This is a genomic window from Lactiplantibacillus herbarum, assembly GCF_001039045.1.
GTDB lineage: Bacteria > Bacillota > Bacilli > Lactobacillales > Lactobacillaceae > Lactiplantibacillus > Lactiplantibacillus herbarum.
Map to the genome: position 1 here is coordinate 17,164 of NZ_LFEE01000023.1, position 15,204 is coordinate 32,367.

14 protein-coding genes are annotated in these 15,204 nt (G+C 44.6%); 4 read left to right on the top strand and 10 right to left on the bottom strand.

The annotated features are described in order from the left end of the window. Nucleotides 1-240: 240 nt before the first annotated feature. From ACG95_RS08810 to ACG95_RS08840, 7 genes are all read right to left on the bottom strand, one after another. The gene (locus ACG95_RS08810) at nt 241-1,521 is read right to left on the bottom strand and encodes a uracil-xanthine permease family protein (protein ID WP_048000194.1); all 1,281 of its coding nucleotides are present in this window, start codon (nt 1,519-1,521) and stop codon (nt 241-243) included. A gap of 500 nt (nt 1,522-2,021) precedes the next feature. Further along, the gene (gene upp, locus ACG95_RS08815) at nt 2,022-2,651 is read right to left on the bottom strand and encodes a uracil phosphoribosyltransferase (RefSeq protein ID WP_048000195.1); all 630 of its coding nucleotides are present in this window, start codon (nt 2,649-2,651) and stop codon (nt 2,022-2,024) included. A 79-nt stretch (nt 2,652-2,730) separates the two neighbouring features. Continuing rightward, nucleotides 2,731-3,969 carry a serine hydroxymethyltransferase gene (glyA, locus tag ACG95_RS08820; RefSeq protein WP_048000196.1) on the bottom strand — a complete coding sequence of 413 codons (1,239 nt, stop codon included), beginning with the start codon at nt 3,967-3,969 and terminating at the stop codon, nt 2,731-2,733. A 57-nt stretch (nt 3,970-4,026) separates the two neighbouring features. After that, complete coding sequence (locus tag ACG95_RS08825; RefSeq protein ID WP_048000197.1) at nt 4,027-5,046, bottom strand: L-threonylcarbamoyladenylate synthase; 1,020 nt, start codon at nt 5,044-5,046, stop codon at nt 4,027-4,029. A 26-nt stretch (nt 5,047-5,072) separates the two neighbouring features. After that, entirely contained in the window at nt 5,073-5,927 is an 855-nt protein-coding gene (gene prmC, locus ACG95_RS08830; RefSeq protein ID WP_048000198.1) for a peptide chain release factor N(5)-glutamine methyltransferase, read from the bottom strand. Further along, nucleotides 5,920-7,002 carry a peptide chain release factor 1 gene (gene prfA / locus ACG95_RS08835; protein ID WP_048000199.1) on the bottom strand — a complete coding sequence of 361 codons (1,083 nt, stop codon included), beginning with the start codon at nt 7,000-7,002 and terminating at the stop codon, nt 5,920-5,922. The genes prmC and prfA overlap by 8 nt, the downstream gene beginning before the upstream one ends. A gap of 13 nt (nt 7,003-7,015) precedes the next feature. Beyond that, nucleotides 7,016-7,618: a thymidine kinase gene (locus ACG95_RS08840; protein ID WP_048000200.1), complete on the bottom strand. Its 603-nt coding sequence runs from the start codon at nt 7,616-7,618 to the stop codon at nt 7,016-7,018. Between the two features lie 264 nt (nt 7,619-7,882). Here ACG95_RS08840 and ACG95_RS08845 point away from each other — a divergent pair, with 264 nt between their 5' ends. Together ACG95_RS08845 and ACG95_RS08850 are read left to right on the top strand one after the other, a co-directional pair. Beyond that, entirely contained in the window at nt 7,883-9,229 is a 1,347-nt protein-coding gene (locus ACG95_RS08845; RefSeq protein WP_048000201.1) for a Mur ligase family protein, read from the top strand. 1 nt (nt 9,230) lies between these two features. Continuing rightward, nucleotides 9,231-9,953: a type 1 glutamine amidotransferase gene (locus ACG95_RS08850; protein WP_048000202.1), complete on the top strand. Its 723-nt coding sequence runs from the start codon at nt 9,231-9,233 to the stop codon at nt 9,951-9,953. A gap of 692 nt (nt 9,954-10,645) precedes the next feature. On the opposite strand, the gene manA is transcribed toward ACG95_RS08850, so the two are convergent. Both manA and ACG95_RS08860 read right to left on the bottom strand, forming a co-directional pair. Beyond that, nucleotides 10,646-11,611 (bottom strand): mannose-6-phosphate isomerase, class I, encoded by a 966-nt coding sequence (manA, locus tag ACG95_RS08855; RefSeq protein ID WP_048000203.1) that lies wholly within the window; start codon nt 11,609-11,611, stop codon nt 10,646-10,648. Between the two features lie 72 nt (nt 11,612-11,683). Further along, complete coding sequence (locus ACG95_RS08860) at nt 11,684-12,706, bottom strand: serine hydrolase domain-containing protein (protein ID WP_048000204.1); 1,023 nt, start codon at nt 12,704-12,706, stop codon at nt 11,684-11,686. Between the two features lie 276 nt (nt 12,707-12,982). Between ACG95_RS08860 and ACG95_RS08865 the strand changes: the two genes are divergently transcribed. Beyond that, nucleotides 12,983-13,441 (top strand): hypothetical protein, encoded by a 459-nt coding sequence (locus tag ACG95_RS08865; RefSeq protein WP_048000205.1) that lies wholly within the window; start codon nt 12,983-12,985, stop codon nt 13,439-13,441. Between the two features lie 86 nt (nt 13,442-13,527). Here the strand turns inward: ACG95_RS08865 and ACG95_RS08870 are convergent, their stop codons facing one another. Further along, on the bottom strand, nt 13,528-14,565 hold the full coding sequence (locus ACG95_RS08870) for a branched-chain amino acid aminotransferase (RefSeq protein ID WP_272946173.1): 1,038 nt from the start codon (nt 14,563-14,565) through the stop codon (nt 13,528-13,530). A gap of 160 nt (nt 14,566-14,725) precedes the next feature. On the opposite strand from ACG95_RS08870, the gene ACG95_RS08875 reads away from it, so the two are divergent. Then, entirely contained in the window at nt 14,726-15,055 is a 330-nt protein-coding gene (locus ACG95_RS08875; RefSeq protein WP_048000207.1) for a hypothetical protein, read from the top strand. The last annotated feature ends 149 nt before the right edge of the window (nt 15,056-15,204 follow it).

Consider the following 15,204-nt stretch of genomic DNA (forward strand, 5'->3'; position numbering starts at 1 on the left):
AACCTTAACCTTTGAGTCTAGCAACGTCAATTTTATCGTAACCCGAAATGGTAGATTAGAGTTACCCCTAATCAAAATACAAAGGTTATGATACCACCACCACCAAAAAAATTCAAAACAATTTCAATATTTCTCCATAACAGAAAAATCCAACGATACCAAGCTTTCATTTTGCTTTCATACCATTGGATTTTCAATTGGTGATACTATTTTTCATTTATGATAACATTATGGTTCCGCTTACTTCTCATTAACCGCTACCTTTGGCAGGATTAAGTTCATCGCAATCCCTAGAACAGTCGCTACAGCTAGACCACTGAATTGGAAACTACCCAATTGTAAGTAAGCATTCCCAATTCCAATAACCAGCACTGCTGACGCAATCATTAAATTACGTTTTTGATTAAAGTCCACTTGATTATCAATCAAGATTCGCATCCCGCTTGACGCAATCACCCCAAAGAGCAAGAAACTGACTCCACCAATGACTGGTGAAGGAATACTTTCAATCAATGCCGATAATTTGCCAACAAAACTGAAAACAATTGCAAAGAAGGCCGCGCCACCCAGTACATAAATACTGTGAACCCGCGTAATCGCTAAAACGCCAATATTTTCACCATAAGAGGTCACGGGAGGCCCACCAACGAACCCAGCAATGATCGAAGCAGTCCCATCACCAGCCAAGGTATGGCTCAAGCCTGGATCCTTGAAGAAATTACGCTTGGTTAATTTGTTTAACACCATAATATGCCCCATGTGTTCTGACATGGTCACAAAGGCAATCGGTGCCATACTTAAGATAGCGCCCCAATAAATACCCGGATGGTAACTGATGAAAGGAATCTGAAAGGCTGGCATGGCAAACCACGGTGCTTTTTCAACCGTACTGAAGTCCACGATCCCCGCAATAACCGCAATGATATAGCCACAAACGATTCCCAGTAGGATTGGCACTAAGCTCATAAAGCCCCGCAAATACATGTTAAAGATCACAGTCAGTAGCATCGTGGCGATGGCGACAATGAAATACTTCAAATCATAGGTATTCCCATTCATGGTCGCATCCTTAGCTGCGGTGCCCGCTAAGGACAGTCCAATCACCATGACAATTGGACCAACGACGATCGGTGGCAACGCCTTATCGATCCAATCAGAGCCAATCAGCGTCACTAACAGACTAACCAACAAGTACACACAGCCGACTGCTACGGTCCCCTGTGCGATGGCTGGGTATCCCGCCGTCTTCATCAATGATTGCATGACCACGATGAACGAGAAGCTTGATCCCATATACGCTGGAATCTTGCCCCGCGTAATCAGAATGTACATTAACGTCCCGACCCCGGAACTGAATAGCGCAATCCCTGGATTCAGACCAACTAAGATTGGCACTAACACGGTCGACCCAAACATGGAGAATAAATGTTGGATTGATAATCCCAGCCAACTCCCTAGTTTTGGTCGGTCATGAATGTCTAACACGACATCGTCATTATGAAACGCCGCTTTTTTTGCCATAGCGCACCCCTTTTAGGTTATTTAATAAATGACTGCAAAAGAAAAGACAGTCCACCACTCAAAGCGGCCAGACTGTCTGAAATTACACCTTCCCGGTATGGGGTTGCGTGCACGTTCATCCTTTTCAGCCTCTCTGAGCTAAATTAAAGGAACTGTTCAATTGCAACTAGTTTACTCGTGCCAACTCGGATTGTCAATATAACGTTCAATCTAATTAACAGTATGGTGACAATCCTAAAGGCCTCTATTAATAAGTAATCATTTATCATTAACAAAAGTCTTAACAGTCACATGATATCAGTTAAAGTGACCATTTCAGTCGCACATTTCCTGTTGTCATCAGTTTAACAACGCCTGCTAAAATTCTGAATACATCGGCAGATCCCAAATTACTTATTAATAATTATAGAAGAAAAAAAGTTCAGTTCCCTTAAAATCAGGCCAACAAAAAAAGTAGCGTTACGATCATAACATCGTCGCCGCTCCTTAAAATGTCTAACTTACTTGGTCCCAAATAACCGGTCACCGGCATCGCCCAAACCTGGAACGATATAACCATCTTCGTTAAGATGATCATCCAATGCAGCCGTGTAAATATCAATATCTGGATGTGCTTCACGGAGTGCTTTAACACCTTCTGGAGCAGCAACTAAACACATAAACTTAATGTTACTTGCGCCGCGCTTCTTCAACATATCCATTGCCATGATAGCTGAACCACCAGTGGCTAACATTGGATCAACAACAAATAACTGCCGTTGTGAAATGTCACTTGGTAACTTAACGAAATATTCGACCGGTTTTAAGGTCTTTTCATCGCGATACATCCCCACGTGCCCAACTTTAGCTGCGGGAATCATATTAAGAAACCCGTCAACCATACCAAGTCCAGCTCGTAAGATTGGCACGATAGCTACCTTTTTACCAGCCAACGTCTTCTGCGTTGATTTAGCGACCGGCGTTTCAATGTCAATGTCCTCTAACGGCATATCCCGTGAAACTTCGTAAGCCATTAACGTTGCAATTTCGTTGACCATTTCCCGAAAGACCTTAGTCCCACAATCTTTTTCCCGAATAATCGTTAACTTATGTTGAATGAGCGGATGATTCAAAACCTCAAACTTACCCATGTCGCTACGCACACTCCTTAGTGATTTCTTTCTATTGTAGCTAATTTAGAGAGAAAAAACCAGACCCGATATTAATTACTTAATCAACATCGATCGGATGTTGCGCAGTTAATGCCAATGCACGTTGCTTAACGTCAGCCAAGTTAGCTTGATCTGTCGGCGCTTGTAACGTTTTCAAAATCAACTCAGCAACCGTCGCCGCATCCGCTTCATTAAATCCACGAGTTGTAATTGCAGGTGTCCCTAAACGAATCCCAGACGTTTTAAACGCGCCCAAGGTCTCGTTTGGAATAGCTTCCTTATTAACCGTAATATTGACCGTATCTAATAAGTCCTGCACTTGACGACCATTTAAACCAGACTTGGTTACTTCAATCGTCAACAAGTGATTGTCAGTGCCACCAGAGATTACACGGACAAGGTCTGATTCTTTAAAGACCTTAGCCATCGCCTTGGCATTGTCGATGACGCGTTGCGCGTAAACCTTAAATTCAGGTTGGAGATCTTCACCTAGTGCAATCGCCTTACCCGCAATCACGTGATCCAGTGGACCACCCTGATTGCCAGGGAAAACGGCTGAGTTAATCTTCTTACTATATTGTTCCTTGGCTAAGATCATCCCACCACGTGGGCCACGTAACGTTTTATGCGTCGTCGTGGTTACCACGTCGGCATATGGGACTGGGTTTGGATGTAAGCCCGCTGCAACTAAACCAGCGATGTGCGCCATATCAACCATCAATAAGGCCCCAACTGTATCCGCAATTTCACGGAACTTTGCGAAGTCGATCGTCCGACTATAAGCAGATGCACCAGCCACGATCAGCTTTGGCTGGAACGCTTGCGCTTGTGCCAAGATTGCATCGTAGTCCAATTCTTCGGTTTCTGGATCCAAACCGTAACCTTGAAAATCATAGAGTTTCCCTGAGAAATTGACGCTGGCCCCGTGGGTTAAGTGTCCCCCAGCATCAAGTGACATCCCCATCACCCGGTCGCCCGGTTGAATCAGTGCCATGTAGGCCGCAGCATTTGCTTGTGACCCTGAATGTGGTTGAACGTTCGCGTATTCGGCGCCAAATAACTTTTTGGCCCGTTCAATCGCCAGCGTTTCCACTTGATCGATAAATTCGTTACCGCCATAAAAGCGGTGACTAGGATAACCTTCAGAGTACTTGTTAGTGAGGACGCTCCCCTGCGCCGCACGTACACCTTTAGAGACAATATTTTCAGATGCGATCAACTCAATGTTCTGTTGTTGGCGTGTCTGTTCCTTACTAATCGCAGCCCATACTTCTGGATCTTGTTCTTGGTAATTCATGAATAAATCTCCTCCATTTCGCAAGTGACAACTTTCGGGTTTTCCCGATTGCAATCATTATACACTAAAATGGGTTTGACCGGCAGATTTATTTAGGCGATTCATGTATGCCACGCCAAGTCCTTTGTTTTCAAAGGATTGACACAAAATATCTTTGATTTCAGTCTCCGTATCGAAGTGGCGCAGTCCTGCAAATAGCTCACGGCTTGCCGATTGAATATCACTTCCAAGTGAAAATCGTTCGCAATTTGCTGGTAATTGATTAACCGATAAAATCTGATCCGTTGCCATAACACCAATTTGAAGCTTTTGTTCAGCCGCCCACTTGAGCGCTTGGGGCCAATCTTCCGTACGATCAACGATATAAACCTGCGCATTAGGTGCGTAGTGTTTATATTTCATCCCGGGGGCCTTAGGAACTTCAGTTGCCCCCACATGGTGTAATTCAGTCTGAACCGGCATTCCAATAACCGCTTCAATCGCTTCAGCGGTCACTGCACCTGGCCGTAGAATTGCGGGCTGATCCGTCGATAGATCCAAAACGGTCGACTCAACTCCAACTTCAGTCGCCCCGTCATCCAGGATTCCAGCAATCTTCCCCTTAAGATCATGTAAGACGTGTTGGGCCGTTGTTGGACTAGGCTTACCAGAAGTATTAGCAGAAGGTCCTACGATCGGCGTTTGCGCCGTCCGAATCAAGTCGATCGTTGCAGCGTTATCCGGGTTACGGAACGCCGCTGTTTCCAAGCCACCAGTTACTTCAGGTGCCAAAGCGCCAGGTTTCAACTTAAAAATCATCGTCAATGGCCCGGGCCAAAAGGCTTTGATTAACTTTTTAGCGGCTTCTGACAGTGGCTGAGCAAAGCGTTCCACCGTTTCAACATCAGCAACGTGAACGATCAGTGGGTTGTCACTAGGACGCCCCTTAGCCAAATAAACTTGCTTAACCGCATCAACGTTCGTTGCGTCCGCACCCAAACCGTAAACCGTTTCGGTTGGAAAAGCGACTAGCTGGCCCTCATTAAGTAACTTAGCCGCGGCTGAGATTTCAGTCGTCGTAAATACTTTCGTTTCCATAATTAACTCAATCCTTCTTTATTAATTTAATGATTGATTACTCGTACCATCCGGTCGTCCCCCGCCATATCTTGGCGTAGTGTCACGGTCGCGTTCGGTAAGGCTTCCGTGAACAGCTTTTGAATCGCTGCCCCCTGATGATAGCCAAACTCTAAGTACAAGCGTCCGTTAGTCGTTAAGTGCTGGGCCACCGTCTGGGCTAGTTGTTCATACAAGACTAAGCCAGCGTGTGCAGCAAACAGCGCTTGTTCCGGTTCATAGTTCAGCACGCTAGCATCCATTACGGCTTTTTCACTCGTCGCAATGTACGGTGGGTTACTGACAATGACATCAAAGGCCGTTGCTGGAACATCAGCCAACAGATCACTGTGATAAAAATCAACGTCCAAGGATAATCGTTTGGCATTTGCACGTGCTACAGTCAACGCTTCCTGTGAAATATCACTGGCACTGACCTGCCACGTTGGTTGCTCACGCTTCAATGCCAAGGCAATCGCGCCAGACCCTGTACCAACATCGAGCACCTTCAAGGGACCTTCATCTGCCATATCTGTTAGAATCCACTCAACAAGTTCCTCAGTTTCAACTCGTGGAATCAGGACGGCTGGGTTCACAGTCAGTGACAAGCCGAAAAATGGTGCCTTTCCGAGCACGTACTGGGTTGGTTCACCAGCAACAACTCGTTCAATTGCGGTTTGGTAAGCGGCCCACAACGCTGCTGGTACCAACTCACGGTAATGAATTAATAGTTGTGTTTGATCCAACTGACTTAATCCTAATAGCAGAAAACGCGCACTATCCGTTGGTAATTGCGCCGTTTTTAGACAAAAAGAAGCCCACTGCTGGGCTTCAAAATACGTTGGTTGACTAGGCTTAGTCATTGGCTAAACGCTCCATCTTTTCAGCTTGGTCGGCCAGAACTAGGGCATCAATTACTTCGTCTAATTCCCCATTCATCACCCGATCAAGTTTGTTCAGCGTTAAACCGATTCGGTGATCTGTGACTCGGTTTTGTGGGAAGTTATACGTCCGAATTCGTTCAGAACGGTCCCCACTACCAACGGCAGATTTACGTTCAGCATCATATTCGTTTTGTTCACGTGAGTGGTAGTAATCATAGACACGCGCACGTAAGATTTCCATCGCTTTGGCACGGTTTTGTTGTTGTGAACGTTGGTCTTGCATGGCAACGACGATCCCAGTTGGTAAGTGGGTCATCCGCACGGCAGAAGATGTCTTATTGATATGCTGACCACCGGCACCAGAAGAACGGTACACGTCGACACGAATATCCTTTTGGTCGATATCAATATCGACGTCTTCAGCTTCTGGCATCACCCCAACTGTCGCAGTTGACGTGTGCACCCGACCAGCAGATTCCGTTACTGGGACACGTTGAACACGGTGTGCGCCACTCTCATACTTCAGTTTAGAATAAACTTTATTCCCTGAAATAATCAATACGATTTCCTTGAAACCACCAACTTCAGTTTCATTACGGTCAGCAACTTCGACATTCCAACCTTCACGTTCAGCGTACTTTGAGTACATATTGAACAGATCAGCAGCGAACAAACTAGCTTCGTCACCACCGGCAGCACCGTGAATTTCCATGATGATATTCTTGTCATCATTAGGATCTTGAGGCAACATCAACAAGGTGATTTCGTGTTCAAGCTGTTCTCTTTCCGCGTTAAGGCCCTTTAGATCATCCTTAACCATGGCGTTCATCTCATCATCCAACTTTTCGCGTAATAGCTCATCGTTTTCTGAGATCTGGCTCATGACATCTTTATAGCGATTGTACTTTTCAACAGTTTCACGGATACTACCCATTTCTTTAGATAGCTTCATGAAGCGTTGTGAATCGGCAATCACTTCAGGATCACTTAATAGTTCGCCGAGTTCTTCATACCGATCGGCTACGGCTTGTAATTTATCGAAAAATTTATCCATGTTTCATTAATCCTCACTTTGTTAGTTTCGGTGGGTAAAAGTAATGACGCCGACATACTGGGTAGTACGCCTCATTGCCCCCGATTTGAACTTGTTCACCCTCGTAGACTGGTTGACCATCATGAAAACGTAAATTCATGATGGCTTTCTTACGACAGAACCAGCAGATGGTCTTCATCTCTTCAATCTTGTCCGCGTATAATAGTAAATACTTACTACCTTCGAACAACTCGTTACGAAAGTCATTCTTCAGTCCAAATGCCATTACTGGAATTTGAAGGTCATCGACAATGTGGGCCAATTCCAATACGTGGTGCTTTTGTAAGAATTGAGATTCATCGATTAGGACACAGGCAACGTCAGCACCGGTCTTCGCTACTGAAGCTGCAGTCAGCTCCTTGACAACGTCCAACACGTTCGTGTCATTAAAAATCGGAGTTGCTTCACGCTTTAACCCGATCCGGCTTGCAACGTAACCCACACCATCGCGGTTATCTAAGCCACTCGTCATAATAATGACGGATTTATCTTGCTCTTCATAGTTATGGGCAACTTTGAGAATTTCAATGGTCTTCCCACTATTCATCGCGCCATATCGAAAAAATAATTGTGCCAAGTGACTCATTCCCCTTTTTTACACATTTCTTACTAATTATAGCGGATTTCCCCACGAATTTCAGCATTCAGCTATGAAATCTCATTAACGAATTGGTAATATGTCATTAAATGGCGATAGTATCGCTTTTCTTTTAGCAACGTTCAGTATAAAATACTTGGAAGTAGGACATTTTTGTCCGGTAATATGGTTTAAAATATCACTAACTAGGTTACATCAGCCTGTTAGTCGAAAAAAATCCAGAATTAGGGGTACCGATAACTTATGTCAATTAATAGTACATTGGCCACTTGGACCGGAAAATCCGCGTACTGGTTCTTACACACCTTTCGTGGCGGTGGGAGCTCACTTCCCGGCAAGTTGGCCCTCAAACTCGACCCAACCATCTTAAAACACTTGGCTAAAAATTACGACGTCATCGTCATTACTGGGACTAACGGTAAAACCTTAACGACCGCCTTGACGGTCAAAGTTTTACGTGAACAGTACCCGGACATTCTGACCAATCCTAGTGGTTCCAACATGAAACAAGGTATCGTAACAACCTTCTTACGTGCACCTAAGTCTCATCAAAAACCACTAGCCGTACTGGAAGTCGACGAAGCCAACGTCATCATGGTCACTAAGTACATTACGCCAAAAGCGTTCGTCTTCACTAATATTTTCCGTGATCAGATGGACCGCTACGGTGAAATCTACACGACTTATCAAAAAATCTTAGACGGGGTTGCTTTGGCACCTGAAGCAACGATTATTGCCAATGGGGATCTCCCCCTCTTCAACTCGAAGACTTTGCCAAATCCAATCCTCTACTATGGTTTTGACTATCAGGAAGACGAAGAACAACAGGCGCCTGCTAATACCGACGGCCTGCTCTGCCCTCGTTGTCAGCATATTCTCCACTATCACAGCCGGACTTACAGCAATATGGGTAAGTACTACTGCCCACACTGTGGGTTTGAACGGCCACAATTAACTTATAAATTAAACGCCCTGACAGAAATGGCCCCAACTAGCTCAGACTTTGAGATTAACGGTCAGGCCATGCACTTAAATATCGGTGGTCAATACAACATCTATAACGCGCTAGCTGCCTATGCGGTTGGTCGTTACATGGATGTTCCAGCTACTCAGATTGCCCACGCACTCAGCGAAAATGACGAACAAGTCTTTGGTCGCCAAGAGATTTTCCACGTCGGCGATAAGGATGTCACCCTGATTCTAGTTAAAAATCCGGTCGGCCTCAACCAAGTGCTTCAAATGATTCAGACGGATGACCGTCCCTTCTCATTTGCCGCACTATTAAATGCCAATTATGCGGATGGTATCGACACGAGTTGGATCTGGGATGGCGATTTTGAGAAACTGCCAGAACTAAACATCCCCGCCTATATCAGTGGTGGTGAACGTTACCGCGATATTACGTTCCGACTTAAAGTTGCCGGTGTACCAGAAGATCAATTAACGATCATTCCTGACTTAACTGAAATGACGGCAGCCATTCAAAAACTACCAACCAAGCAAGTCTACGTCGTGGCAACTTATACCGCGATGTTACAACTACGTAAAGAGCTTGCCAGTCAAGGCATTATCGATGGGGGGATGGCTTAAAATGACTTACACATTACACGCGGCACACCTTTACGGCGACTTAATGAATACCTACGGCGACATTGGTAACATTTTAGCCATGCGTTACTACGCTAAAGCCGTTGATGCTGACATTACCGTCGATCTCGTTAGTTTGGACGATCCGTTTGACGCTGATAAGTACGACTTCGCGTTATTCGGTGGTGGTCAGGATTACGAACAGACCATCGTCTCTAAGGATCTTCAAACGAAAAAGGCAGCTTTAACAGCTTATATCGAAAACGGTGGTCCGATGCTTGCCATCTGTGGCGGCTTCCAAATGCTTGGTCACTACTACATCGGTGCTCACGGTGAAAAAATTGCTGGTATCGGTGCCTTAGACCACTACACGTTGAGCCAAGACAACAACCGTTTTATCGGTAATATCACCATTGAAAACACTGAAACCAATCAGACTTATTACGGGTTTGAAAACCACAACGGGACAACCTTCCTCGGTGAAGGTGAACGTCCATTGGGTAAGGTGCTTCAAGGTAACGGTAACAACGGCAAGGATCAAACGGAAGGCGTTATCTATAAGAATACCTTTGGCTCTTACTTCCACGGCCCCATCTTGGCCCGTAACGAAGCATTAGCTAAACGAATCTTAAAGCTAGCCTTAGAACGCAAGTACGCTGACGCTGACTTCAGCGCCCTAGATCAATTAAACGAAGACCTCACTAAAAACGTGGTCACCAAACCATAAGCTTTCAATACTCATAAATTTTAATCAAAATACGCTATTCAGAAAAACAAAACTCTGAATAGCGTATTTTTTAGTTATGGTATCCTGTACTCCTCGTAGATAACGACTGCTTCCTATTCCGCCTACCAGGGCGTTCTTTCAATGTTGGAGTGGTGGGGCACAACTTAAAGATTACAGCAAAAAAACTGCAATCTTTAAGATTGGCCTTATCCTAAGCTGAGCAGTCGCTCAGCCAAGGATAATTTCACCACTGAACATTGTCAGGACGCCCCTCACGGCTAGATAGCAATTAAAGGCAAATATGTGCGTACCTAATTTTAAACTGACTGATCGTAATTGCTAGATTTATCTTTCAAGTAACAATGGTTCAGTTTAACGCGGTGCTTACCAAACTGGTATTAACTGTTCCTCTTTTGAAATAGTAATCAAGCAAATCGTATCCAAAAACATTATTAATATTTTGAATCAAAACCATCCCGGTAGGCGGCAGAGTATCACTAATTTAAGTATCCTATTTTCCAATCTGTGTAAGCCCTACCATTAGTAAACCCCTTAAAGCTATAAAAATTATTTATATACTTTTTGAAAGTAAACGTTCTCATAACCTGATAGCATCAGTAAAGACGTAAAAAAAGATTGATACTGATTTTTATCAGTATCAATCTTTTTTATCATATCAAGGGGTTAACTAATTAGGCTTCTTCCCCAGGTTCAGAGGCAATAATCTGTAAATCGCCCTTCAAAGTCCACTGTTTAACATCGAATGGTAGCATGAAATGAACACCCTTTGCTAGCGGGTAATCTTTACCGTCGACGGTGATACTCCCCTGTCCAGCTAATACTGAAACCAAAGTGTATGGTGCCGTCCCACGATTAAAGGTTGCTTGACCATCCGTTAAACGCCATTGCCAAACACCAAAGAATGGTGATTGAACGTACTTCGTAACGGTCGCATCCCCTACTTGGGTCGTCGTAATATCCAAAGCAGGATCCTTGTGAGGCACGTTAGTCGTATCGATTGACTGTTGTAAGTGTAGTTCACGTTTCTGACCAGTAGTTTTGTCAACGCGATCCCAGTCGTACAAACGGTAAGTCGTATCTGAGCTCTGTTGCGTTTCTAAGACCATGATGCCCTTACCAACAGCGTGAATCGTACCAGATGGCACGTAGAGGAAGTCACCCGCTTTAACGGGTACTCGCCGTAATAACTTGTCCCATTCGCCGTTGTTGATCCATTCCGTCAATTGTTCGCGGTTCTTAGCGTGGTGACCGTAAATCATGGTAGCACCGGGTTCAGCCGCGATCACGTACCAGCATTCTGTCTTGCCGAGTTCATGCTCATGTTCAGCTGCATATTCATCGTCAGGATGCACTTGTACGGATAAATCTTCACTGGCATCCAAAATTTTAGTCAATAATGGGAACACGTCGCCCTTAGCATTACCAAAGACATCGCGGTGTTCAGCCCAGACATTGTCGAGCGTCATGCCAGCGTAAGGACCGTTTTCGACCATGGTAGGACCATTAGGATGAGCTGAGATTGCCCAGCATTCACCGGTGTGGTCACTTGGAATCGTGTAATCGAAATCATCGTGTAATTTGGTACCGCCCCAAATTTTTTCGTGGAAGACGGGTTTTAAAAAGTATGGTTCACTCATAAGTTAGCTTCACTCCATTAATGAATTTAATAGTTAAATTTTATCATAAATGAAAGCGGTTGTGAAACTGACCTAACTAATTTGTAACCTACCCGCTAACCAAGCCGCAATCAAGCGCCGGCGTGCCGGTAAAAAGCTCGCATTGTCGACAACTGGATGAACCCGATTAGAGAGGAAAATCAACGCCGTTTGACGCTCACGATCCAACATCAACAACGTCCCCGTAAAACCAGTATGAAAAATAACTGGCAATGACTGGGCATCACGGTGCCATAAATTCCAACCGAAACTGCGGCGTAAGTCGTGATTAGGTGTCCAGTCTTGATACAAGCTAGTAATCGTCTGCTGATCAAGTACGTTGGGAACATCGATTTGGCCCAGCATTAACTGCGAAAAACGTTCCAAGTCAGCCACACTGGCAAAAAGTCCTGCCGAACCACAGTGCTCACCTAATGTTCGCGCCTTGGGATCATGTACGATTCCTTGCAACAAGCCGCTCTGTGCTGAATAGACCGTTGGCACAGCCCGTTGCACACTTGGCTTGAAGGTCGCATCTGGCAACTGCAACGGCTGAATGACCCGCTCATCAACGGCCGTTTGAATCGACATGCCGAGTATTTTTTCAATGATCATCCCGGTTAGAATCAGGCCCAAATCAGTATACACGACCCGGTGATTGAGATTAGCGCGACTGATCGGTAATGTCTGGATAGCCGCTAATAATTCGTCAGCACTCAAAACACCACGGTTAGGAATATAGCCACTGAGTCCACTAGTATGCGTCATGAGGTTGAGCACCGTCACGTCGCGATTAACAAAAGCTGGCAAATAGTCATGAACTGATTGGTGCACGTCTAACTGGCCACTAGCGATTAATTGAAGTGCTACCGTAGTCGTTCCGATGACCTTTGTCACTGATGCTAAATCATACAAAGCATCCGGCCACAACGGTTTAGCTTGGGGTTGTGTTTGCGCAACCCCCACTTGAGCCCGTTCGATATCAGACCCTGCTATCACCGCATAGCTAGCTCCGGGGATAACCCCGTCCGTCACCATCTGGTCGATAACTTGTTTGGTACGTTCAAATCCTGCCATTTAAGTCACTCATTCCATTTCAACTATTATTGTTTTTAATCATACTACTTATCCAGAAGTAACGCTGTCAGTCCCCAATCGTTAATCAAAAATTAGTTAATCGCTTATGCTTACCCTCCGACTTGGTCAACTACCCTATTGCTCAACACATCAACTATTTATTCTACGTTAGTAAAAATAACTAAGCGTTTTAATAATTTGAACACCTCAATACAAGGATTTATGCTTTAGCTATTTTTAAATACTGTTATTTTCAAGCCAAAGGAAGCTAGGTCTATGAAAATCATAAAATCTACCCTGACAAGCTATCTTCGCGTCGTCCTATTTTATCTACTGCTATTCTACCTGGTCACCGCACCACCCACCGGCCCCTTTATCTTTAAATGGAACTGGGCTAACGTTTATTTCACCGCTGCATTTTTCATCTGCTACCCATGGTTAATTTACTTATACCCACATCTCATTCGTCCGCGTCTAAAACTAACCTCTCAAAGCACCCATGCGTTGCGTCAAACCATGAAAGACAACCAAAATGGGGCACAGGGATACCATAACAGTTTAAATCCAGTCGTAAGTCGTGACCGTTTGTTAATGAAAAGCGAAACACAAGATGCCCTGATGAACTCAGAATTGAGCTTCCTTATTCAAGGGATTCTATTGCTCATCGCTGCGCCAATATTATTGTGCTTATACCTAGTCAAAGGACAAAAAGTGTTACGTAGACATTTGAATTGAAGCTAAAAAAAATGTAGCCAGCTTGAATATCAGTTGGCTACATTTTTTATAAGATAAATTCTTAAATTGTTATCTGACTACAATCCTTAGTCTAAATCAACCTTTTGAATCCAACCTTCTGGTGCTTCACGGTCACCAAATTGAATGCCAGTCAATTCATCATAGAGCTGCTTCGTTACGGGACCCACTTCAGTCTCACTGTAGAAGACGTGCAAGTTTCCCTTGTGTTCCAAACCACCAATTGGTGAAATAACGGCGGCCGTTCCACAAGCACCCGCTTCAGCAAAACGATCCAGGTCATCGATATAAACGTCACCCTGTTCCGTCTTCATCCCAAACTTGTGCTCAGCTAAGTAGAGCAATGAATACTTCGTAACGGAAGGCAGGATCGATGGTGATTTAGGCGTTACGAAAGTCCCATCCTTCGTGATTCCGAAGAAGTTAGCGGAACCAACTTCTTCAATCTTCTTGTGTTCAACTGGGTCTAAGTAGACACAGTCTGAGTAACCAGCACTATGAGCTTCTTGACCAGGGAACAGGCTAGCTGCGTAGTTACCGCCAACCTTGTAGGCGCCAGTCCCTTTGTGAGCTGCCCGGTCATAATTAGACGTCGTGAAGTTAGTAGGTGTCATACCGCCCTTAAAATAGCTTCCAACGGGCATCGCGAAAATCGTAAAGATGTATTCGTCAGCTGGATGGACACCGATGTTACCACCAACTCCAATCATCAATGGCCGTAAATATAACGTCGCACCGGTACCATATGGTGGAATATAGTCTTGGTTAGCCTTAACGACTTGCTTGACTGCATCAACGAACATCTCCGTTGGCACTTGTGGCATCAATAGCCGTTCACAACTAGTCTGCATCCGGGCCGCATTGCGATCAGGACGGAACAATTGAACACTGCCATCCTTTGTCCGGTAAGCCTTTAGCCCTTCAAAATCCTGTTGTCCATAATGGAGTGCCGTCGAGCCTTCACTGATATGTAAAGTTGCATCTCCGGTTAATTCCTGTTTGTACCACTCGCCGTCCTTCCAATACGCACGGTAACGGTAAGGAAGATTACGATAATTAAAACCTAAGTTAGCCCAGTCCAATTGTACGTCTGCCATATGATCCAGCCTCTTTCTGATGTCATTTATAAATTTGTTTAATTTGAATTTAATTAAAAGATTAATAGTTTATTAGATTTTTGTCAAGGTGCTCGGAAAACATTTCCTGCGCTTCAATTAATTTTTGGTATAATAGGGGTAAATTCAGTTAGTAAAGGACTGGTTCGTCATGGCAAGTAATTCAGATTCCATCTATAACGTCATGTTCTACATCGTCCACCATCCGGCCGAGATTCAATTCTCGCAGCCAGAGTACACCAACGTGGTACGGATGGGCATTCCCGACAAAATCAAAGTCGCCAATCCCGAAATTTATTTTCCAGATAACAAACTATTGGTCAACCGTTTCCAAGAAGAGTTCGTCGCAAAAAATGGTAATCTATTGGACTTCTTTTTCGATTATACCGAGAAGAAAGTCCCTAATTACCACGAAGTCTGGGTCTCAACGGCTCACCTACCTGGTAAGGGACTCTACTTCTTAGAATTGTCATTTGAGTAACTTAGAAATAAAACTGATCGCTGTTTTCGACTCCAGTGGTCCACACTAGCTTAGCTGTTGGGACCGGCATAAGCCTGTGAAGCGGTCTTATCCCTCGCTTTGGTCATCGGCACAGCTCGCCAATAACCAAAGACGTCCGTGGTGTAATT